This window comes from Tsuneonella sp. CC-YZS046, assembly GCF_035581365.1.
In the GTDB taxonomy this organism is placed as follows: domain Bacteria; phylum Pseudomonadota; class Alphaproteobacteria; order Sphingomonadales; family Sphingomonadaceae; genus JAWKXU01.
Genome location: NZ_CP141590.1, coordinates 389534 through 411293 on the forward strand (window position 1 = coordinate 389534; position 21760 = coordinate 411293).

23 protein-coding genes and 1 tRNA gene are annotated in these 21760 nt (G+C 65.6%); 15 read left to right on the forward strand and 9 right to left on the reverse strand.

The genetic code is table 11. From position 1 onward, the window contains the following. The first annotated feature begins 40 nt into the window (after positions 1-40). The 9 genes from U8326_RS01925 to U8326_RS01965 all read left to right on the forward strand — a co-directional run bounded on the left by U8326_RS01925 (position 41) and on the right by U8326_RS01965 (position 8914). Complete coding sequence (locus U8326_RS01925; protein WP_324742008.1) at positions 41-2107, forward strand: tetratricopeptide repeat protein; 2067 nt, start codon at positions 41-43, stop codon at positions 2105-2107. Between the two features lie 156 nt (positions 2108-2263). Beyond that, positions 2264-2770 (forward strand): YbjN domain-containing protein, encoded by a 507-nt coding sequence (locus U8326_RS01930; RefSeq protein ID WP_416385539.1) that lies wholly within the window; start codon positions 2264-2266, stop codon positions 2768-2770. A gap of 96 nt (positions 2771-2866) precedes the next feature. Further along, positions 2867-3676, forward strand: a complete 810-nt coding sequence (locus tag U8326_RS01935; RefSeq protein ID WP_324742012.1) for a pyrroline-5-carboxylate reductase — start codon at positions 2867-2869, stop codon at positions 3674-3676. A 148-nt stretch (positions 3677-3824) separates the two neighbouring features. Next, positions 3825-4568, forward strand: coding sequence for a Bax inhibitor-1/YccA family protein (locus U8326_RS01940; RefSeq protein ID WP_324742013.1), 744 nt, complete (start codon positions 3825-3827; stop codon positions 4566-4568). Between the two features lie 156 nt (positions 4569-4724). Beyond that, complete coding sequence (locus U8326_RS01945; protein WP_324742014.1) at positions 4725-5531, forward strand: hypothetical protein; 807 nt, start codon at positions 4725-4727, stop codon at positions 5529-5531. Positions 5532-5635: 104 nt separating this feature from the next. After that, positions 5636-5711 (forward strand) — tRNA-Ala (locus U8326_RS01950). Between the two features lie 62 nt (positions 5712-5773). After that, positions 5774-6832 (forward strand): GTPase ObgE, encoded by a 1059-nt coding sequence (gene obgE, locus U8326_RS01955; RefSeq protein WP_324742015.1) that lies wholly within the window; start codon positions 5774-5776, stop codon positions 6830-6832. A 43-nt stretch (positions 6833-6875) separates the two neighbouring features. Beyond that, positions 6876-8009: a glutamate 5-kinase gene (gene proB, locus U8326_RS01960; RefSeq protein WP_324742016.1), complete on the forward strand. Its 1134-nt coding sequence runs from the start codon at positions 6876-6878 to the stop codon at positions 8007-8009. After that, complete coding sequence (locus U8326_RS01965; protein ID WP_324742017.1) at positions 8006-8914, forward strand: NAD-dependent epimerase/dehydratase family protein; 909 nt, start codon at positions 8006-8008, stop codon at positions 8912-8914. The genes proB and U8326_RS01965 overlap by 4 nt, the downstream gene beginning before the upstream one ends. Positions 8915-9039: 125 nt before the next feature. On the opposite strand, the gene U8326_RS01970 is transcribed toward U8326_RS01965, so the two are convergent. Beyond that, the gene (locus U8326_RS01970; protein ID WP_324742018.1) at positions 9040-9189 is read right to left on the reverse strand and encodes a hypothetical protein; all 150 of its coding nucleotides are present in this window, start codon (positions 9187-9189) and stop codon (positions 9040-9042) included. 227 nt (positions 9190-9416) lie between these two features. Between U8326_RS01970 and U8326_RS01975 the strand changes: the two genes are divergently transcribed. Next, entirely contained in the window at positions 9417-9842 is a 426-nt protein-coding gene (locus U8326_RS01975; protein WP_324742019.1) for a GFA family protein, read from the forward strand. Positions 9843-9874: 32 nt separating this feature from the next. Here U8326_RS01975 and U8326_RS01980 read toward each other — a convergent pair whose 3' ends face one another. From U8326_RS01980 to U8326_RS02015, 8 genes are all read right to left on the reverse strand, one after another. After that, on the reverse strand, positions 9875-10681 hold the full coding sequence (locus U8326_RS01980) for a phosphoadenylyl-sulfate reductase (protein WP_324742020.1): 807 nt from the start codon (positions 10679-10681) through the stop codon (positions 9875-9877). After that, complete coding sequence (locus tag U8326_RS01985; RefSeq protein WP_324742021.1) at positions 10674-11102, reverse strand: DUF934 domain-containing protein; 429 nt, start codon at positions 11100-11102, stop codon at positions 10674-10676. The genes U8326_RS01980 and U8326_RS01985 overlap by 8 nt, the downstream gene beginning before the upstream one ends. Then, positions 11095-12729, reverse strand: coding sequence for a nitrite/sulfite reductase (locus U8326_RS01990; protein WP_324742022.1), 1635 nt, complete (start codon positions 12727-12729; stop codon positions 11095-11097). Before U8326_RS01990 ends, U8326_RS01985 begins: the two co-directional genes overlap by 8 nt. A gap of 1 nt (position 12730) precedes the next feature. Then, positions 12731-13027 (reverse strand): DUF2849 domain-containing protein, encoded by a 297-nt coding sequence (locus U8326_RS01995; protein ID WP_324742024.1) that lies wholly within the window; start codon positions 13025-13027, stop codon positions 12731-12733. Continuing rightward, entirely contained in the window at positions 13024-13791 is a 768-nt protein-coding gene (cobA, locus tag U8326_RS02000) for a uroporphyrinogen-III C-methyltransferase (RefSeq protein ID WP_324742025.1), read from the reverse strand. The genes U8326_RS01995 and cobA overlap by 4 nt, the downstream gene beginning before the upstream one ends. 89 nt (positions 13792-13880) lie before the next feature. After that, positions 13881-14903 carry a mechanosensitive ion channel family protein gene (locus tag U8326_RS02005; protein ID WP_324742026.1) on the reverse strand — a complete coding sequence of 341 codons (1023 nt, stop codon included), beginning with the start codon at positions 14901-14903 and terminating at the stop codon, positions 13881-13883. Next, a complete protein-coding gene (metC, locus tag U8326_RS02010) occupies positions 14900-16108 on the reverse strand; it encodes a cystathionine beta-lyase (RefSeq protein ID WP_324742027.1) in 1209 nt (402 codons plus the stop codon). Before metC ends, U8326_RS02005 begins: the two co-directional genes overlap by 4 nt. Positions 16109-16150: 42 nt before the next feature. Then, positions 16151-17422 (reverse strand): hypothetical protein, encoded by a 1272-nt coding sequence (locus U8326_RS02015; RefSeq protein WP_324742028.1) that lies wholly within the window; start codon positions 17420-17422, stop codon positions 16151-16153. Positions 17423-17531: 109 nt separating this feature from the next. Here U8326_RS02015 and queF point away from each other — a divergent pair, with 109 nt between their 5' ends. The 5 genes from queF (at position 17532) to U8326_RS02040 (ending at position 21748) form a co-directional block, all read left to right on the forward strand. Further along, entirely contained in the window at positions 17532-17990 is a 459-nt protein-coding gene (gene queF, locus U8326_RS02020; protein WP_324742030.1) for a preQ(1) synthase, read from the forward strand. 117 nt (positions 17991-18107) lie between these two features. Next, positions 18108-18734, forward strand: a complete 627-nt coding sequence (locus U8326_RS02025; RefSeq protein ID WP_324742031.1) for an XRE family transcriptional regulator — start codon at positions 18108-18110, stop codon at positions 18732-18734. Between the two features lie 106 nt (positions 18735-18840). Next, positions 18841-19716 carry a glutamine amidotransferase family protein gene (locus U8326_RS02030; protein WP_324742032.1) on the forward strand — a complete coding sequence of 292 codons (876 nt, stop codon included), beginning with the start codon at positions 18841-18843 and terminating at the stop codon, positions 19714-19716. Next, positions 19716-20405 carry a protein glxC gene (locus tag U8326_RS02035; RefSeq protein ID WP_324742033.1) on the forward strand — a complete coding sequence of 230 codons (690 nt, stop codon included), beginning with the start codon at positions 19716-19718 and terminating at the stop codon, positions 20403-20405. Before U8326_RS02030 ends, U8326_RS02035 begins: the two co-directional genes overlap by 1 nt. A gap of 11 nt (positions 20406-20416) precedes the next feature. Beyond that, positions 20417-21748 (forward strand): FMN-binding glutamate synthase family protein, encoded by a 1332-nt coding sequence (locus tag U8326_RS02040; protein ID WP_324742034.1) that lies wholly within the window; start codon positions 20417-20419, stop codon positions 21746-21748. The last annotated feature ends 12 nt before the right edge of the window (positions 21749-21760 follow it).

Here is a 21760-nt window from a genome sequence, read left to right on the forward strand (position 1 = left end):
GGTATGGCGATCAGGCACGGATCTTGTGACGGATAGACGCATGGCTGGCAGGGGTGTGGCCCCGGTTTCGGGCATCGCCCTGGCGATTGCGCTCGTCCTGCCAGGCGCGCCCGCTCTTGCGCAGGGCGCGGGCGATGCGGGGTCCGTGTCTCGCCCGGTCGTCCAGGCGCTTCCGTCGCCCGCCGTCGGCAATCTCGAATCCGCGCTCCAGCGCCTCGCCGGAAATCCCCGCGATGTCACCGCGCTGGTCGATGCGGGTTCCGCTTCCATCGAGCTGGGGGATACGGATGCGGCAATCGGCTTCTTCAGCCGGGCGGCCGATCTTTCCCCCAGCGATCCACGGCCCAAGGTCGGCATGGGTGCTGCCTTGGTCCGCAGCGAAAATCCATATGATGCCCTGATGATGTTCGAGGAGGCGGAGCGTTATGGCGCTTCCTCCACGCTCCTGTCGGGCGACCGTGGCCTCGCCTGGGATCTGGTCGGCGACAACGGGCAGGCGCAGACTTTTTACAGGCAGGCGCTCGCAAGCGGGCGGAATGACGAGGTCACGCGCAGGCTTGCCCTGAGCCTCGCCATTTCCGGCGATCGCCGCGAGGCGGAAAAGGTCCTGCAGCCCTTGCTTGACCGGAACGATTCCGCGGCCTTCAGAACCAGGGCCTTTATCCTTGCCATTTCGGGGGATGCGAAGGCGGCAACCGATATTGCCCAGCAATCCATGCCGCGCGCTCTGGCGGAGCGCATTTCCCCCTATCTACGCTATATGCCACGGCTGACTCCGGCCCAGCAGGCGGCGGCCGCCAATTTCGGGCATTTCCCGAATACCGCCGATATCGGCAAGGATGATCCGCGGGTGGCGAAATACAACAAGGACAACCGCAACAGGCGGGCCGCGCAGGGCGCGGATTCCGCGCTGGTGCCGAAGGGCGAGCCATTGGGCGGGGCCAAGCAGCTCTCGCGGCGCGAACAGCGCGAGCTGGAACGCCGCCAGGCGATTGAAGCGAGCGAGCGGAAGAAGGCGGAAGAACTGGCCGCCAAGAAGCAGGCCGAGCTTGCGCGGGCCGAAGCGGAGCGCAAGGCGGCGGCCGAGGCGCAAGCCCGCGCGGCGAGCGAAGCCAAGGCGCGGGAAGTCGCCGCCGCCCAAGCCCAGGCCGCGGCGCGGGCCAGGGCCGCGGCAATGCCGCCCGCGCCGGTTCCGGCTGCATCGGCCGCCGCGATTCCCGCCTCATCCGCAGCCGCGCCTGCAAGCGCTTCCGCTTCCGCTTTGCCTCCGCCCCTGCCGGGCACTCAGGGCGGGGCCATGCTGGCAAGCGCATCGACCGGCGCGGAAGCCCCGCGCCCGTCGATCTTGCTTGCTGAACCCGCGTCATCGACGGCCCCCGCTGCATCCGCGAGCGGATCTTCGCCGCCTGCGTCATGGTCCCTCCCGCCGCAGGCTTCCCCGGATCGGACGGGCGCTGCCCAGATCGCGAGCTTCGATACGCCTGCGGCGGCTTCCGCGCCGGCCGGCTCGGAAGAATTGCCGCCGGTCGCGGCCAGCCAGCCGCCGGCTTCATTCGCCGTCCCACCAGCGGGCTTCGCGCCGAGCACCGGGTTGGCGGTTGCCGCGCCCGCCCCGGCCTCTATCCCCGCCAGCGCCTCCGCGCAGGCCGTTCCGGCGCAGGTGCCCGTGCGCGTTGCCGATGCCTTTGCCGATCTGGCGGTTGCGAATAGCCAGGTGACGGTCGCGGCGGGCGCGGTGGACATCACCAAGATCAAGCCGAGGCGGGAAGAGCCGCCCAAGCCCAAGGCGGAGGCCACCCCGGCACCCAAGCCCGCTCCGCCGCCCAAGCCTGTCCATCCCAGCAGGTCGTGGGTGCAGGTCGCTACGGGCAGGGACGAGAATGCGCTCGGGTTCGATTGGCGGCGGCTGAACCGCGCCAACCCGGAGCTGTTCAAGGGGCGCAAGGCCTATGTCGCCAAATGGGGGCAGACCAAGCGAATGGTCACCGGGCCGTTCGATTCCGCGAAGGCCGCGCAGGATTTCGTCACCAAACTCAAGGCCGCCGGGATCGATTCCTTCCCATTCACCAGCGACGAAGGCGAAGCGGTGGAACCGCTGGGCAACTGAAAGCGGGCAATCTGGCCCCGGCCTCTTTCCAGCGCTTTTGCACAGCTTTTGAACAGGCTTATCGAGTTTTGCCCAATGCTGCGTTTACCTTGCATTGCGGCCACGGCTGCGCTCGTCGCATGCAGCATCCGGTTCGGAAGGAATGGATTGCACATGATGGGCACCAGAGGTGAGGATATCGGGCGCGATGACGATGCTGCGCCCGTGGACATGCTCGCCTCACTGTTCGAAGCCCGGGGCTGGCCCTGCGAATTCGTGAGCGAGGACGAGATTTCCGGGGAAATCCAGGGAAGCTGGGCCAATTATCAGCTGCGCGGCATCTGGCGCGAGGAAGATCGCGTTCTGCAATTGTTGTGCCTGCCCGATGTGCGGGTGCCCAGCGGGAAGCGCGCTGCAATGTTCGAATTGCTGGCGATGGTGAACGAACAGCTCTGGCTGGGCCATTTCGATATCTGGTCGAATGGCGGGGTGCTGCTGTATCGCCATGGCGTGATGTTGGGGGACGATGGCCTGCTCAGCCTGAGCCAGGCGCAGGCCGTGGTCGAAACGGCGGTTGAGGAATGCGATCGTTTTTATCCCGCGTTTCAGTTCGTGCTGTGGGGCGACAAGACCCCGGCCGATGCCCTGGACAGCGCGCTGGTGGACGCCGCGGGCGAGGCCTGACCCGCCCGGCTCGTTTTATCGGCTGGACATTCCGGCCGCTCGCCTTAGCGAACCATGCATGTTCAACGACATGCATATATCGGGCGGGCAGGGCTGATGGACGATCGTAAAATCCTGATTGTGGGCTGTGGCAACATGGGCGGGGCGTTGCTCGCCGGCTGGCTGGCTGGCGGCCTGCCGCCGCAGAGCTTCACGGTGGTCGATCCCGTGCTGGAATCCGTGCCTGCGGGCGTGACCCTGCTGCGCGACCCTCCGGCCGGATCGTTCGACCTGCTGGTGCTGGGCATCAAGCCGCAGATGCTGGATGCCGTGGCGCCGTCGCTCAACTCGCTGGCCGGGCCGGGAACCACGCTGCTTTCGATTCTCGCGGGGGTCGAACTGGACAGCCTCGCCCGGCATTTTCCGGATGCGGGCGCGATCGTGCGGCTTATGCCCAACCTGTCCGCCGCGCTGGGCAAATCGCCGCTTGCGCTCGCCGCGACGCGGATCGACGCTGCTGGCAGGGCGGCACTGGAGGATGCGCTTGCTCCGCTCGGCAGCACCGAATGGCTCGATGAGGCGCAGTTCGATCTGGTGACGGCGCTGGCAGGCTCAGGCCCGGCCTTCGTCTATCGCTTCATCGATGCGCTGGCGACTGGCGCCGAATCTCTGGGAATGCCGCGCGGGCAGGCGGAACGACTGGCCCTTGCCACGGCGGAAGGTGCGGTCGCGCTGGCCGCTGGGGCGGGCGTTTCGCCGGGCGAGCTGGCCCGCAAGGTCGCCAGTCCGGGGGGAACCACCGAGGCGGGGCTGCGGGTGCTGGACCAGGACGGCGCGCTCCTGCGGCTGATCGAAAGCACACTGCGCGCCGCGCGCGACCGGGGGGCCGAAATGGGCGTGCAAAGCCGGGATGGCGGTAAACGGTAATAATTCCGGAAGATTTCGCCGCCAATCTGGGCTGGCCTTGGCCGGAGGACCGATTTTTGCCGGTTTTCCTTGAAAATGAGGGAAGCAAAGGCGATATTTCCAATGGACCGGCCCGTTCGGGAGGCCGGCAAAGGAGTTAGGAATTACCATGGCAAACTGGAATGACCCCCGGACGACCCAGCGCGGCTTCGGAGCGTCTCCGAGCCTCAATGGTGAAGCCGTTGCCCGCGCCGGCTACGATATGGGCCTGCGCCGGCACATGCTCTCTATTTACAATTACATGGCGTCGGGCGTGCTGCTTTCAGGTGTCGTCGCGCTGTTGATGGACCGTTTGGGCTATGTGCAGGCGATGATCGGCTCGCCGCTGATGTGGCTGGTGATGCTGTCGCCCTTGGCGATCGTTTTCGCGATGAGCTTCGGCCAGAACCGCTTCAGCACCGCCACGCTTCAGGCGATGTTCTGGGGCTTCGCGGTGTTGATGGGCATGTCGCTCTCCACCATCTTCCTCGTCTATACCGATGCCTCGATTGCCGCGACCTTCTTCGCGACCGCGGGCGCCTTTGCGGGCCTCAGCCTGTTCGGCTACACCACCAAGAAGGATCTGTCCGGGTTCGGCACCTTCCTCATCATGGGCGTGGTGGGGCTGCTGATCGCGATGATCGTCAATATGTTCATGCAGTCGAGCGCGCTGCATCTGGCGATCAGCTTCATCGGCGTGCTGATCTTCGCCGGGCTGACGGCGTATGACACCCAGCGCCTGAAGATGATGTATTATCAGGTTGCCGGCACCGATTTCGCCGGCAAGGCGATCGTTCTCGGCGCGCTGAGCCTGTATCTGGACTTCATCAACATGTTCCAGTTCCTGCTCAGCTTCATGGGCAGCCGCGAATAATCGCACGCCAGATTCGCTTTATCGTGCCCGGGAGGAAATTTTTCCTCCCGGGCATTTTATTTGTGCGGACAAGGGGGTAGGGCAGGCGCTTAATCCTGGCGAAAGGCTCGGCGTGGAATGGTTTCCGGCGCCGGGAAATGGAGGGGCCGCGCCATTATGATACGTGTGACTTTTACGAAATTCCGCACCCTTGCCGTCGCGGCGGGCCTTTCCGCGCTTGCCGGTTGCGCGACACCACCTCCGCCGCCTCCGCCGCCCCCGCCGCCTGTGGCCATACCCGCGCGCCCGGTTCCGCCGAATGGCGCGGCGCCCACCATGTATATTCCTCCCGTCAACGGGTTCGGGGTGCGGCAGACGGTCAATGCCGATATCAGCGCCGCGCAGCGCATCTGGAACCTGCGTTCCGCTTACGTGGTCGCATCGCTGAACTGCACGGATGTCGCCTACGCACCGATCCTGGATGGCTACAAACGGTTCCTCGTCACGCACAAGAAGGAACTCGCCCGCACCAACGACGTGGTAGAGAAGGAGTGGCGGACCAAGCATGGCACCGGCTATCAGCGCGCTCGCGACAGCTATACGACGCAGGTCTACAATTATTTCGCGCTTCCGCCGACGATCCATGAATTCTGCAATGCCGCGCTGCAGATGAGCAACAATTCCCTCTCGATTGCGCCGGGCCAGCTCGAGGCTTTCGCGTTTCAGGAATTGCCCAGGCTGGAAGCCGTATTCGACGGCTTCTACCGCTCGTTCGAGCAATACAAGGTCGATATCGCGCTTTGGGACGCGCAATATGGCGCGCTTTATGGGCAGCCCCAGGCGGTGCGGCTGTCCGCCGACTACCAGCCTCCGGTGGCGGGACAGGCAGCGGAGCAGCCGGTCAGCGTGAGCGCGCCGCAGCCGGCTCCCTCGCCGATTCCGGTGCCGCCATCGACCTCGTCGACCGGCACATCGGGCTGGTAACCCTGTTGCCATATCCCACCGCGTAATTTTGCACTTTCATGGGCGGGCTCTCTTCGCTAAGAGGCCCGCTCTCGCGGGTGGATCGCCTGCGTTTGCACTGGAACGGGGCCGTAGCTCAGTTGGGAGAGCGCGTCGTTCGCAATGACGAGGTCAGGGGTTCGATTCCCCTCGGCTCCACCAGTCCTACGATCAACCGGGCATGGCATTAGACAGCCTTACCCCGAACGGGTTACGGTTCTTCCATGCATTTTCTCGACCAGGCCAAGATATATGTCCGCTCCGGCGCGGGTGGCCCCGGCGCGGTCAGCTTTCGCCGGGAGAAATATATCGAGTATGGCGGGCCTGACGGCGGTGACGGGGGGCGCGGCGGGGACATCGTGTTTGAGGCGGTATCCGGCCTCAATACGCTGATCGACTTCCGCTATACCCAGCATTTCAAGGCCGCGCGTGGCGGCCACGGCATGGGCAAGAATCGCACCGGGGCCAGCGCCAAGGAACTCGTCATCAAGGTGCCGGTGGGCACGCAGATCATTTCCGACGATGATGGCGAAACGATCCTCGCCGACCTGACCGAACCCGGCCAGCGGATCACCTTGCTGGAAGGCGGGCTGGGGGGCAGGGGGAACGCCAGCTACAAGACCAGCACCAATCGCGCGCCGCGCCAGCACCAGCCCGGAGAGCCGGCGCAGGAAATGTGGGTGTGGCTGCGGCTCAAGCTGCTTGCCGACGTCGGGCTGGTCGGCCTGCCCAATGCGGGCAAATCGACCTTCATCAATCAGATCTCCAACACCCGCGCGAAGGTGGGCGATTACGCCTTCACCACTCTGGTGCCGAAGCTGGGGGTGGTGCGCCATCGGAACCGCGAATTCGTTCTGGCCGATATTCCGGGCCTGATCGAAGGCGCCGCGGAAGGGGCGGGCATCGGCGACCGCTTCCTTGGCCATATCGAGCGTTGCCGGGTCTTGATCCATCTGATCGACATCGCGGGGACCGATCCGGTTGAGGCGTTCCATATCGTGGAAGGCGAGCTTGCGGCCTATGGCGCGGGCCTGGAAGAAAAGCCCCGGCTGATCGTCCTCAACAAGATCGATCTTGCCGATGCCGAACTGGCGGAAGCCTTCGCCGGGGAATTGAGGCAGGCTGGCGCCGGGGCCGTCCATGCCGTGTCCGGCGCCACCGGCCAGGGGATGGATCGTCTGCTCGATGAAGTGCTGAATTATCTGCCGGCCGCGACCACAACCGAACGTCCTGGCGGTGAAGTGGAAGATGAGGAAGACGAGCAGCCCTGGTCGCCGCTCTGACAGCGCTTCTCAAGCGCTGCTTCACCCGCTAAGTCCCGCTGCGATGACGATCTCCTGCCTTTCCGACTTGCTGGACGCCAAGGCGTGCAAGCGCCTTGTGGTGAAGGTCGGCTCCGCCCTGCTTGTCGGCTCGGGCGGCGCCCCGCGGCGGCAATGGCTGGAAGGGCTTGTCGCGGAAATCGCGGCGGCGCATCAGCGCGGACAGGATGTCGTCATTGTCAGTTCCGGGGCAATCGCGCTGGGCGCCGCGCGGCTTGACCTGCCCAAGGGCGGACGCGCCAATCTCGCGGATGCGCAGGCCTCCGCGGCGGTCGGGCAGATCGCCCTGGCCGAACTGTGGTCCGAATTGCTCGCGGCGCAAGGCCTGGTCGCGGCTCAATTGCTGCTGACGCTGGAAGATCTCGAGGACCGCAGGCGCTATCTCAATGCCTCGGCGACCCTTGGCCGCTTGCTGAAGGCGCGGGCGGTGCCGGTGGTGAACGAGAATGACAGTGTCGCCACCCAGGAAATCCGGTTTGGCGACAATGACCGGCTGGCGGCCCGGGTCGCGCAGGCCGCCCATGCCAACGCGGTGATGCTGCTGTCCGATGTCGACGGCCTCTATGATCGCGATCCCGCCGATCCGGAGGCGCAATTGATGCCTTTCGTGCGGGGGGTGACGCCGGAAATCCACGCCATGGCGACCGGCGCGTCCGGCTCGGGCTTGGGATCGGGCGGGATGACGTCCAAGCTGCAGGCGGCCGAGATCGCGGAGCGCGCGGGAATCGTGCTGGCCATTCTCAATGGCACTCATGATTCCCCTGTCAGCCGCGCGACTGGTGGCAATATCGGCACATTGTTCCTACCGCGCCGGAAGGATGGCGCGCGCAAGGCGTGGCTCGGCGGGCGGCTGCGGCTGAAAGGGGTGCTCAAGGTCGATGCCGGGGCGGCCAAGGCTCTCACCAAGGGCGGCAGCCTGCTCGCGGCGGGCATCACGGCCGTGGATGGCGAATTTCATCGCGGCGATCCCGTCGCGATCTGCGATGGGGCCGGCCGCCCGCTGGCCCAGGGGCTGGTCGAATATGACGCCGGGGAATGCTCCCGGCTGATGGGCCGCAATTCTTCAGACCACGCGGAGATTCTCGGCTACTATCCGCGTTCGGCAGTGGTGCATAGAGATCAGTTGGTGTTGTTGTGACCATTGCGATTACTGGTGGAACCGGGTTTGTCGGCCAGGCATTTATCGAACTCGCGCTGGAACGGGGGCTGGAATTGCGCGCCCTGGTCCGGCGGCCGCAGGAGCCGCGCGAGAACATCGATTGGGTGCGCGGCGATCTCGCCAATGCAGCGGCCCTGAAGGAGCTGTGCGCTGGCGCGGAAGCGGTCGTCCACATTGCCGGAGTGGTCAATGCGCCCGACCAGGCCGGGTTCGAGGAAGGCAATGTCGCAGGAACGCTCAGCGTCGTGGAAGCGGCGGTGGCGGCGCGCGTGCCCCGTTTCATATTCATCTCGTCGCTGGCGGCGCGGCAGCCGAACCTCTCCGCCTATGGCGCTTCCAAGGCCCGGGCCGAAAAGATCTTGGCCGCCAGCGGGCTGGATTGGACGATCGTTCGCCCCCCGGCGGTATATGGCCCGCGCGACCGGGAAATGCTCGAGTTGTTCCGGGCCGCGAAATGGGGCGTGGTTCCCCTGCCGCCGCCCGGGCGCGTATCGGTGATCCATGTGGCGGATCTTGCCGCTCTCCTGCTGGCCTTGCTGCCCAGCAGCGAGGATGTCACCCGCCAGATATTCGAGCCTGACGACGGCAAGAAAGACGGATGGAACAATCGGGAACTGGTGCGGGAAATCGGATCGGCGCTTGGCCGGCGTCCCTGGTCGCCGCATCTCTCCCGCAAGACCCTGCTCCATGCAGCGCGCGTCGATGGCTGGCTGCGGCGCGGAAAGGCGAAGCTGACATCCGACCGCGTGAATTACATGAGCCATCCGGACTGGGTGGTCAGCAAGCGCAAGGCGGTCCCCCCGGTGCTGTGGACCCCTCGCATCAAGACGCCGGAAGGGCTTGCCGCAACTGCGGCCTGGTATCGTTTGCGGGGCTGGCTCTGAAATCGAAAAAGGGCCGGAACGAAACTGACCGCGGGCTTGCAGGCTTCTGCCCGCATGGGGGGCATGGATGGGTGCGGCAGGCTTCGCTCCGGCAAGGGATTGAGTATGCTGGGCGGTGCGGCTGACTACCGATTGCGATCCGTATTCTTCTCGCGGCTCGGATTCTCACCTTGCTGGCGGCGATTGGCCTGGTCCTGCTGCTCCTGCTGGCGCTGACGTTCGGTCGCCTCGCCGGGCTGCTGGTTGCGCTGGGGGTTCCGGTTCTGATTGGGCATCGCTCATCTCCTTGTCGACCCGTCAGACCTTGCAAGTCTTCCGGCGCCCGAATGTTTCGGCTCTTGCGCCGAATGATGGCTGGGATGCGATTGATCGCGACGAAAAATCGCGGTCATCGAGCAAGGATTGGCAAATCTTGCCGGAACCCTGGATAAAGCCTTGAGCGGGGTTCAGGCATAGAAGCCAGCGTGAAGCGCGGCTCATCTGAGAGAGGGATACGCAGGAAATGACCGGGAATGGATCATCGAGCAGCCGGAGCGGGGGCTGCCTGTGCGGCGCGATCCGCTATCGCTACAGCGGTGAACCGCTGATTACGGCGGTTTGCCATTGCCGCCATTGCCAGCGTCAGGGCGGCAGTGCGTTTTCGGTCGTGCTTGCGATACCCTCGGCGGATTATACGCAGACCGGGATGACGAAGGTGTTCGAGGATCGGGGCGAAAGCGGGCAGCCGGTCCATCGCCATTTCTGCGGCGATTGCGGCTCTCCAATCGTTTCGATCGCGGATGCGATACCGGGGCTGACCATCATCAAGGCCGGGACGCTGGACGATCCGGGCACAGTCCAGCCCACCCAGGAAGCCTATTGCAGCCAGGCGTGGCCGGCTGTTCCGGCCTTTCCCGGCGCGGAACGGTTTCCCGCATCGAACGTGTGAACCGGCGGCGCGCCAGGCGCCGTCGCCTGTGTTCAGAATACAGGTTCGTATTCGGGGGGAAGGTCGTCGTCCTTGCCTGCCGGATTATTCGGGCTGTGGATGCCGCATTCGGTCTTGTTCCAGCCTTTCCAGCGGCCCGAACGCGGGTCCTCGCCCGGCTCGACCTTGCTGGTGCAGGGCGAGCAGCCGATGGACGGATAACCCTGGGCCACCAGCGGATGGGGGGGCAGGTCATGCTCCACGAAATAGGCGGCGAGATCCTCGGCCGACCAGTCGATCAGCGGATTGACCTTGAGCCGGCCCTGCGCGTCCGAAGTATCTATTTCGAAGCGCGGCAACCCGGCCCGAGTGGCCGACTGGAACGACTTGCGGCCGGTGATGGATGCATCGAACCCGGCCAGCGCATTGGCCAGCGGGATGACCTTGCGGATTTCGCAGCAGCCGTCCGGGTCCCACGACCAGCGCAGGCCATTGTCGTCCTTTGCGGCAAGAACCGCCGCATCGGGAGTGAGGATGCGCAGATCCTTGAGGCCGATGCGCTCGACCAGCTCGTCGCGATAGGCAAGCGTTTCCGGGAAGTGCTTGCCCGTATCCAGGAACAGCACCGGGACGGAAGGATCGACCTGCGCCACGAGATGCAGCAGAACCGCGCTTTCCGCGCCGAAGCTGGACACCACGGCCAGGTCGCCCGCAAGCCCTTCGCGGATCACGCCCGCAAGCATTTCGCGCGTATCGCTGCCCCGGAACATGTGATTGAGCCGGATCGCATCCGCATTGGTGAAACGCGGACCTGCGTCGATACGGTCGATCTTCCGGGTAGCCATACTTGCCTCAGCCATGTCTCTTGGCCCAGATCGGGACGCGGCCATCGGTCGTCGCCTGATAAACATCCGGCCAGCGGTTGAACGCATTTTCCGCATCGGCGGGGTCGATCGGTTGCTCCGGCGCGAAGCTGTCGAAGCCGCAGCGGCGCAGATGGCCGAGCTGGTCGACAAACACCGCGCCGACCGCGCGCAGCTCACCCTGATAACCTGCCTCGCGCAGGATGCGGGCCGCCGAATAGCCGCGCCCGTCGGTGAAAGCGGGGAAATTCACTTCCACCAGCTTGATGCGATCGAGAAAGGGCAAGAGCTTGCGCGCATCGTCGCCGGGTTCCAGCCGAACGGCGGCGGCATTGGTCTGCTCGCCGAAGGAATCCACGGTCACCGCGGGGTCGGCGACCGGCTCGTCCTCCCGGAAACGGAACTGGGCCTCAACCATAGATGGCCTCCTTGAAGGGAGCCATGCCGATCCGGCGATAGGTGTCGAGGAAGCGCTCGTCGCCTTGCTTGTTGGCGAGATAGACGTCGGTCGCCTTCTCGACCGCATCCACGATCCCGTCCTCGCTGAAGCCGGGGCCGGTGATCTGGCCGAGCGACGTGTCCGCGCCTTCGCTGCCGCCGAGCAGGAGCTGGTAATTCTCCACGCCTTTCCGGTCGACGCCGAGGATGCCGATATGGCCGGCATGATGATGCCCGCAGGCATTGATGCAGCCCGAGATCTTGAGCTTCAATTCGCCGATGGTTTCCGCCTTGCCCTGTTCGGCGAAGCGTTCGGAAATCTTCTGCGCGACCGGGATCGACCGCGCATTGGCCAGGCTGCAATAGTCCAGGCCGGGGCAGGCGATGATGTCGCCGATCTGGCCGAGATTGGGCGTCGATAGCCCGGCGTCATCGAGCTTCCGCCATAGCGTGTAGAGATCGGCCTTCCTGACATGCGGGAAGACGATGTTCTGGGCATGGGTGACGCGCAGCTCGTCGAAGGAATATTCCCTGGCGAGATCGGCCATCAGCCGGATCTGGTCCGCGCTGGCGTCGCCGGGAATGCCGCCGACCGGCTTCAGGCTGACCGTGGCGATGATATAGCCGGGCTGCTTGTGCGCGTCGCAGTTGCGATCCACCCACAGGGCGAAGTCCGGGTCCGAACGGTCGAGCGTGTCGGGCGCGCCCGCATCGAACGGGGGATCAGTGAAATAGGTCTTGATCCGCTCCAGCTCGGCCAGCGGCGGCTCGATATTCTGCGCCTGCAGATGGGCGAATTCCTCTTCGACCTGGCGGGTATATTCGTCCTTGCCCAGCTCGTGGACCAGGATCTTGATCCGCGCCTTGTATTTGTTGTCGCGGCGGCCGTAGCGATTGTAGACGCGCAGGCAGGCTTCGGAATAGGTAATCAGCTGGTCCAGCGGCACGAAATCGCGGATCAGCGGCGCGATCATCGGGGTGCGGCCCATGCCGCCGCCGACATAGAAGGCCGCGCCGATCTCTCCGGCCTCGTTCTTCACGATCTGGATGCCGATGTCGTGCAGCCGCATCGCCGCGCGGTCGGTATCCGAAGCGATCACCGCGATCTTGAACTTGCGCGGCAAGCTCAGAAATTCGGGATGGAAGCTCGACCACTGGCGCAGCAGCTCGGCATAGGGGCGCGGGTCGACCAGCTCGTCGGCGATGGCGCCGGCATATTGGTCGGAACTGATGTTGCGGATGCAATTGCCGCTGGTCTGGATGGCGTGCATCTCCACCGTGGCGAGATCGGCCAGGATGTCGGGCGCGTCCTCCAGCTTGATCCAGTTATACTGGATGTTCTGCCGGGTGGTGAAGTGGCCATAGCCCCGGTCGTACTTGTCCGCGATGTCGCCCAGCATCCGCATCTGGGCGGAACTCAACGTGCCATAGGGCACCGCGACGCGCAGCATATAGGCGTGGAGCTGGAGATACAGGCCGTTCTGCAGGCGCAGCGGGCGGAACTGCTCCTCCGCCAGCGTGCCTTCGAGGCGGCGGCGGGTCTGATCGCGGAATTCCTCGACGCGGGTATCGACCATCGCCTGGTCGTATTGGTCATACTTGTACATGTCAGATTACCCAGTTTCCGGCATTGGGGTCGGCCGGCTTCAGCGTCAGGTCGGGGCGGACGGTAGGCCCCAGCGCCCTGATACGATCCTTGATATGGGCCGGGCGCACGCCCTCGGCGGTCTTTTCGCCATCGATCACATTGGCATCGACCACGCGGCGGGCGGCGGATTCTGCGGCGGCGATGGCGTCGCCCTGATCGCCCACGTCCACCGCGTCATCGACATGGCGCGACCAGTCCGTGCCGGTCCACCATATCACGGCCCCGGTCTTGAGGTCGTTTCCGGTCAGGATCTTCATTCAACTGTCTCCCTGGCGAGAATCGCCAGCGCTGCGTCTTCGCGCGCCGTGACTTCGCCTATAATAATCAGCGCGGGGCTTTTCACCCGCTCGCGCGCCACCAGGTCGGGCAATCCGGCCAGCGGCCCGCGCAGCACGCGCATAGCGGCTCGCGCGGCATTTTCCACCACCGCGACCGGCATATCGGGAGAAAGACCGTCCGCCATCAGCTTTTCTGCGATCTGCGGCGCGGTCTTGACGCCCATGTAGATCACCAGGGTGCGGCCCTTTCCGGCAAGGCCCGCCCAGTTCTGCTCCGTCAGCCCCTTGCACTGGCCCGCGACGAAACTGACGATGCTGGCGGCATCGCGATGCGTCAGGGGGATTCCGGTAGCGGCGGCGGCGCCATTGGCGGCGCTGACGCCGGGCACGATTTCAACCGGGACCCCCGCCGCGCGGCAGGCTTCCGCTTCTTCGCCGCCCCGTCCGAAAATGAACGGATCGCCGCCCTTGAGGCGCACGACATCGTTCCCGGCCAGCGCCTCGCGCACCAGCAGGGCGCAGATCTCATCCTGCGGCAGGGTATGGCGGGCGCGCTGCTTCGCCACCGAGATCATGCGCGCGGCGGGCCTCGCCATCGCCAGCACGGCCGGATCGACCAGCCCGTCATGCACGATGAGAGACGCACCCATCACCAGCCGCGCGGCGCGCAGCGTCAGCAGGTCGGGATCGCCCGGACCCGCGCCAACGAGATACACAGTGCCTGACTTGCCGCTTATTGCCATGGCCCGAACATGGCCTTTCGCGCGCGAGATCGCCAGCGAGAATGGTTTTGCAGGTGCTAAGGTGAGCTTTACCGGCAGCCGCTCCCACCTCAGCGCTCCTCGGCCTCGTCCGCGCTTCGCTGGCCGATCGCAGCGATAAGCCGTTCCAATTGCTCGGTATTGCGCAGGTTGATGTCGCGCTGGGGATAGGGGATCTCGACCCCGTTCTCCTTGAACAGGCGCCATACCCGTTTCAGCACTTCGGAAGAGACTCCGCCGATCCCCTCTTCCGGGTCTCTTATCCAGAAACGTATCTCGAACTGGATCGAGCCTTCCCCCAGTCCAACCATCAGCACCTTGGGTTCCGGGTGCTCCAGCACCCGGGGCGCATCCACCGCGGCCTGCATCATCAGCGTTTCGACCAACTCGATGTCGCTGTCGCAGGCCACGGGAATCGGGACCTTCACGCGCACGTCGCGCGTGCTGTAGGACCAGTTTTCGACCTGATTTATCATCAGGTTCTCGTTCGGAATGAGATATTCCTTCATGTCGCGCGTGGTCACGGAGATCGCGCGGATGCCGATCTTGCGGATCTGGCCGAAACTTTCCCGCCCGCTCATGTCGCTGACCGCGATCACGTCGCCCGGCTTGATCGAACGGTCCATCAGCAGGATGATCCCGGCGATCAGATTGCCGAAGGTCTTTTGCAGGCCGAAGCCGATGGCGAGGCCGAATGCGCCGGAAAACACGGCAAGGGCGGTGAGGTCGATGTCCAGGAAATCGATCCCGAAAAGGATCGCGAAAGTCCACACGGCGATGGAGGCGAGCTTGTCCGCCAGCAGCTTCTGCGTCTCGTCGAGATGGGTGATCCGCGTGAGCATGAAATGAGCGAGCTTGCTGAGAAGCTGCGCGACGAGAAACACGCCGACAATGACCAGCAGGACGACGAGAGCATCCCACACCGAAAAGCGCGAATGGCCGATCTGGAACGCCAGGCTGTCCAGCGTCTGCACGAGATCGCCGGCAGCGTCGCTGCGCGCGGCGACCACGTCCTTGATGCCTTCCGCGCCCCTGACGCCTTCTTCCCCCGGCTTCGCGGCGGGAGCGGCGGCGGCCAGCAGCGCGAAACTCACCGGCCTTGCTCCATCGCCTGCAATCCCCCTTCGAGATCGCGGATGAGATCGTCCGGATCTTCCAGCCCGATCGAGAGCCGGATGCCCAGCCTGTCATTGCCGTCCCAGCCCGGCGGCGGCCAGGAGGTGACGCTGCGCAGGCCCGCCGGATCGACCGGAATGACCAGGCTTTCGAAGCCGCCCCAGCTGTAGCCGATGCCGAACAATCGCAGAGCGTCCATGAAGCGCGCCCGCGCCGCTTCGTCCCGGCCCTTGAAGATGATGCTGAACAATCCGCAGCCGCCGGTGAAGTCGCGCTTCCATAAATCGTGGCCGGGTGCGCCCGGCAGCATCGGGCACAGCACATGCGCGATTTCCGGCCGGGCGGAGAGCCATTGCGCGATCTTGAGGGCGCTTGCGCTTTCCTTCTCGAGCCGCAGGCCAAGGGTCCTCAGCCCGCGCAGGGCAAGCGCGGCATCGTCCGGAGAGACGATCTGGCCAAGGCTCTGCGAGGTGAGCCGCAGCTTGCGGTAGTGATCCTGCGTGGCGCTGACGCTGCCCATCATCAGGTCCGAATGGCCGCCGACATGCTTGGTCAGGGCCATGATCGACATGTCGCAGCCGCGCTCCAGCGCGGGAAAACCAAGCGCGCTTGCCCAGGTGTTGTCGATCAGGCTTGCGGCTCCACGCTCCCGGGCGATGGCGGCCAGCGCCGGAATGTCGCATATTTCCATCGTCTGGCTGCCGGGGGTCTCGAACAGCACGGCCCTGGTGCGATTGCAGAACAGCGCGGGAAAGCCCTCGGGGTCGAGCGGGTCGAAGTATCGCGTTTCCACGCCGAAGCGCTTCAGCAGGCCGTCGGCCATCGCGCGGCTCGGGTGATAGGCGTTGTCGGTAATCAGCAGGACATCGCCCGCGCGCAGCACGCTCAGGAAGGCCCCGGCAATGGCGGCCACCCCGCTGGGATAGAGGACCGTGCCCGCCGCGCCCGGCTCCAGCTCGGTCAGGGCTTCGGCCAGCGCCCATTGGGTCGGCGCGCCACGGCGGCCGTAATAGAATTCGCCATCGGCATTGGCCCTGCCGCGCGCGAGATCGGCCGAATCCTCATACAGATGGGTGCTGGCGCGCCAGACGGGCGGGTTGACCACCGCCCCGGTCCATTCGCTCCGCCGCCCTGCCAATACCAGCCGGGTGGCCTGCTCCGCCTTGTCCGATTTCCTGCTCACTGTCCCGGACTAACGCGAGCCGCGTCCGGCGTCGAGAGGGCTTCAACCCTGCACGGAAAGCAGGCGGTGCCCGATCTCGCCATAGACGCGGGGGCCGAGATCGAGCCTGAACGGACGAAGGCCCGCGCCCGGCCCGGCGGGCTTTTGCCCGATCACCACGGTCTGCAAGACGATCTGGTCCAGATCCTGGGCATCTATGCGCAGGCGCAGCAGCGGAACGAACATCACCGCGTCCGCCCTGCGCAGGGGATGGATGGCGGGGATCGGCAGGCGCAATTCGCCGCTCAGCTGGGTGTTCTGGCCGGGCAGCAGCAAGGGCAGGCTGTGCTGGGGCTGCAGCATTTGCTCCGCTCCGGCCATCTGCTGGTTCATCGGCAGGGACGCATGGGCCGTGACCAGATCGCTGCCGACCGTGATGTCGCGGATGATGCCGCCTGAAAGATTGTGCAGCGTGAGGCGATAGGACAGCGTCACATTCAGCAGGGTGAGGCTGAGCCGCGTGGCTTCCAGCGTGCAGCGCAGGGGCGAGGCTCCGTTGGCCGCGAGTTCGGCCAGTTCTTCTTCCGGCCCGGGATCGGCGGGCGGCGGCGAAGGCTCGGTACTGGCGTCGTCGGCAGCGGCCCGTGGGCGCGGGCGTTCGATGGGCGGCGCGAGCAGCCGTCCGCCGGTTTCATGCCGCTGCCGCCACAGCCAGGCCAGGCCGGCAATGAGCCAGGCCAGAACGAAGCCGCCCAGCAGCCAGGGCCACTTGTCCGTCCAACTGCCGGAGGCCGCCGCCGCTGGCGGCAGGGCGGGAAGCTGCACGGTTGCCGGATAGGGGGAGGCCGTTGCCGTTTCTCGGGGCGCGGCGGTGTGTTCGGCCCTGGGCGCGGCGGGTTGATCCCCATCATCCGTGCGGGGCGATGCGGATGGCGCTGTTGCGCGGCCTTCCGTTTCGGTGCTGGCCAATTCGGCGCTCGCGGCGCGCGTAGCCGATGGCGACGGAGAACGCGGCGTTGCGCCTGCGGTTGCGCTCGCGGCAGGGGTTGCGGGGCTACGCCGCGCCGCCGGTGCCTCGGGCTGCGCCGGGGATGGGGCGGGAGAGGGCGTGACGACCGTCGGCGGCGCCGCCGTTGGCGTCGAGGTCGGGCGCGGCGCCCTGGGAACCGGAACGCCTTCGACCACCGGCCCCTGGACCTGCGGCGTGTCCGAGGGGGCGGGGGGCAGCTTGAAGCCCGTCACCGAATCGGGCTGGCCCTGCGCAAGCACGGCCGCGGGGGCCGCCAGCAGGGCAGCGGTCACAACACCGGCAAGGGCAGGGGCAAAGCGTTTCATCTTTTCGTCTTGTAGCCGTCGAAAGGGCAGGGGGCGCTGAATAGCGGCTGAACCGCGAACGTCAAACGGATGACTTGTGCGGAAGTGTCGATCGCGGCATCACCGCGCCATGAACGACACATCGCTTCCGCTCCATCTGGGGCAGCAAAGCGCCCTGCCGGCATCGCCGGATGAGGCCATTCTGGACTATGTGCCCAATCCCCGCGCGGGCGCGCTGTACATGGTGCGCTTTGCCGCGCCCGAATTCACATCGCTCTGCCCGGTGACAGGGCAGCCGGATTTCGCCCATCTGGTGATCGATTACGCGCCCGGCGAAACCATCGTCGAATCGAAGAGCCTGAAACTGTTCCTCGGCTCGTTCCGCAATCATGCCGGGTTCCATGAGGATGTGACCGTGGGGATCGGCCAGCGCCTGTTCGCGGAAATGAACCCTCAATGGCTCCGTATCGGGGGGTACTGGTATCCGCGCGGGGGTATCCCGATCGATGTGTTCTGGCAGTCCGGCCCGGCGCCGGATGGCTTGTGGGTGCCGGATCAGGGCGTTGCATCCTATCGCGGCAGAGGGTGAAGCGGCTTTCCTGGAAGGGCAAAGAGTTGATCTGCAGGAAATAGCATCCTATCCAGGCCGAGGCCCGCAAGGCCGGGCCGGCATCGAGGGATTTTCCGCATCACCGGCAAGATCGACATGGCAGAACAGGAGGATGGCGAGTTCGGCACGGGATCGTCCGCCCCGGCCGTGGCGGAACGGGAGCTGGAGCGCGCGCTGGGCAACCAGATCCGCGCGCTGCGGCGGCATCAGGATCTGTCCATCTCCGATCTGGCCAGCGCCGCCGGCATCTCCAACGGGATGCTGTCCAAGATCGAGAATGGCGCGATCTCCCCATCCCTGACCACGCTGCAGGCGATCTCCTCGGCCCTGCAGGTTTCCCTGTCCTCGCTGTTCGCTTCGTTCGAGGATCGGCAGGATTGCTCCTATGTCCCGGCCGGGCAGGGGGTCACGATCGACCGGCGCGGGACCAAGGTCGGGCATATCTACCAATTGCTCGGCGCGGTGCTGCGCGGCGACGTGGTGGTCGAGCCGTATCTCATCACCTTGCGCGAGGATGCGGTCGCCTTCACCGGCTTCCGCCATAGCGGGGTGGAGTTCCTCTACATGCTGGAAGGCGAAGTCCACTATCGCCATGGAACCCGGACCTATCACCTGCAGCCCGGCGATTCCCTGCTGTTCGACAGCAGCGCCCTGCATGGGCCGGAGCAATTGAGCGGGGCGGTGGCGCGCTATCTCTCGCTGATCGTCTATCCCAGGGGCTAGACCAGAATTTATTCCTAACAGGAAAAACTGTTTCTTATAAATTGACAGATGTCGCCGAAATGGCTTACCTCGGCAGCACGGGTCGTATTTGGAGAATCAGTGGCGGATGTGCGGGATCGTTGGTCTTTTCCTGAAGTCCCCGGCGCTGGAGCCGCAGCTTGGCGCCATGCTGGCGGACATGCTGGAAGTGATGACCGGGCGCGGGCCGGACAGCGCCGGTTTCGCGGTTTACGGCGCGGGCGATCCCGGCCGGTTGAAGCTCACCCTGCGCGGCGGCGATCTGACGATGATCGCGCAGGCGCTGGGCGACGTGGCGAGCGCCGAAGTGCGCGATACCCATATGGTGCTGTCCGTGCCCCGGCAGGACGAGGAACGGGTGCGGGCGTGGCTCGCCGCGAACCGCCCGGATGTGGTGGTGACCGGCGCGGGCCAGCGGATCGAACTTTACAAGGAAGTGGGCCTGCCCGCCCAGGTGGCGCGGCGCTTCGGGCTGGATAGTATGTCCGGCACGCACGGTATCGGCCACACCCGGATGGCGACCGAAAGCGCGGTAACGACGGATGGCGCGCATCCCTTTTCGACGGGGCAGGATCAGTGCCTGGTGCATAATGGCTCGCTCTCCAACCATCGCAGCCTGCGCCGGATGCTGGAACCTCAGGGCATTCGCTTCGCGACCGACAACGACAGCGAGGTAGCGGCGGGCTATCTCACCTGGAAGATGCGCGAAGGGGCCAGCCTGGCCCAGGCGCTGGAAGCCAGCCTCGACGATCTGGACGGCTTCTTCACCTTCGTGGTCGGCACGGAAAGCGGCTTCGCGGTGCTGCGCGATCCCATATCCTGCAAGCCGGCGGTGATGGCCGAGACTGACGATTACGTGGCGTTTGGCTCCGAATATCGCGCGCTGGCCGGGCTGCCGGGAATCGAAGGGGCGCGGGTGTTCGAGCCGGAACCGGCCCGGGTCTATGCGTGGGAGCGCCATTGATGGCGGTGGTCGATCTTGCGAGAACCTCGCGGCGCGAACTGAACCGGGCGCTCCACGATCTGCCCGCCGACACCAACGAAACCCTGTGGCGGGTGGAGAATCCCGCAGGCCAACATGCCCTTGCCGCCGGGCTCAATGCCCCGGTCACGGTCGAGATCGCGGGCCACGCCGGATATTACTGCGGCGGCATGAACCAGCGCGCGACGATCGTGGTCGAAGGCAATGCCGGGGTCGGGGTCGCCGAGAACATGATGTCCGGCAAGGTCCATGTGCGTGGCGACGCCAGCCAGTCCGCCGGCGCCACCGCGCATGGCGGGTTGCTGGTGATCGACGGCAATGCCTCGGCCCGTTGCGGCATTTCGATGAAAGGCGTCGATATCGTGGTGAAAGGCTCGATCGGCCCGATGAGCGCCTTCATGGCCCAATCCGGCAAGCTGGTGGTGCTGGGCGATGCGGGCGATGCGCTGGGCAATTCGATCTACGAGGCGCGGCTCTATGTGCGCGGCGCAGTAAAGAGCCTGGGCGCGGATTGCATCGAGAAGGAGCTGCGCGACGAGCACCGGGCGGAACTGCGCGGCTTGCTCGATGCGGCGGGGATCGGTGACGAAGTCTCGGTCGACCAATTCCGGCGCTACGGCTCGGCCCGCACGCTTTATAATTTCCACGTCGACAACGCGGCGGCATATTGAGGAGCCGGAAGATGGACATCGGCAATATTCCGCAAACTCTTCCGCGCTATTCGACGACTTTCGATCCGCATACGCTGGCGGAGATCCGCCGCGCGGCCGCTACCGGCATCTATGACATTCGTGGCGGCGGAGCGAAGCGCAAGCTGCCGCATTTCGACGATCTGCTGTTTCTTGGCGCGTCGGTTTCCCGCTATCCGCTCGAAGGCTATCGCGAGAAATGCGCCACCGATGTCTGGCTCGGCACGCGCCATGCCAGCAAGCCGATCCATCTCGATATTCCGATCACCATTGCCGGGATGAGCTTCGGCTCGCTGTCGGCGCAGGCCAAGGAAGCGCTGGGGCGCGGCGCGAGCATCGCCGGCACTTCCACCACCACCGGCGACGGCGGCATGACGCCGGAGGAGCGCGGCCAGTCCAGAACGCTGGTCTATCAGTATCTTCCCTCGCGCTATGGCATGAACCCGGACGATCTGCGCAAGGCGGATGCGATAGAGGTGGTGATCGGCCAAGGCGCCAAGCCCGGCGGCGGCGGGATGCTGCTGGGCCAGAAGATTTCCGATCGGGTGGCCCAGATGCGCAACCTGCCGATGGGGATCGACCAGCGTTCGGCCTGCCGCCACCCGGACTGGACCGGCCCGGATGATCTGGAAATCAAGATCGAGGAACTGCGCGAGATCACGGATTGGGAAAAGCCGATCTATGTGAAGGTCGGTGCGACCCGGCCTTACTACGATGTGGCGCTGGCGGTGAAGTCCGGCGCGGATGTGGTAGTGCTGGACGGGATGCAGGGCGGCACCGCCGCCACGCAGGACGTGTTCATCGAGCATGTCGGCATTCCGACTCTCGCGGCGATCCGCCCGGCGGTGCAGGCGCTGCAGGACCTCGGCATGTATCGCAAGGTGCAGCTTGTCGTGTCGGGCGGCATCAGGAATGGCGCCGATGTCGCGAAGGCGCTGGCGCTGGGCGCGGACGCGGTTTCCATCGGCACCGCCGCGCTGGTGGCGCTGGGGGACAACGATCCGGCGCTGGAAGCGGAATACAACGCGCTCGGCACCACGGCGGGCGCCTATGACGATTGGCAGGAAGGCCGCGATCCGGCGGGCATCACCACGCAGGACCCGGAACTGGCCGCGCGGCTCGATCCGGTGGCGGCGGGGCGCAGGCTGGCCAATTATCTGGCGGTGATGGTGCTGGAGGCGCAGACCATTGCGCGCGCTTGCGGCAAGAGCCATCTGCTCAATCTGGAGCCGGAGGATCTGGTCGCGCTGACCATGGAGGCGGCGGCCATGGCGCGGGTGCCGCTGGCCGGGACGGACTGGATACCGGGCGGCGGAAGAGTTTGAAATAAGATACTG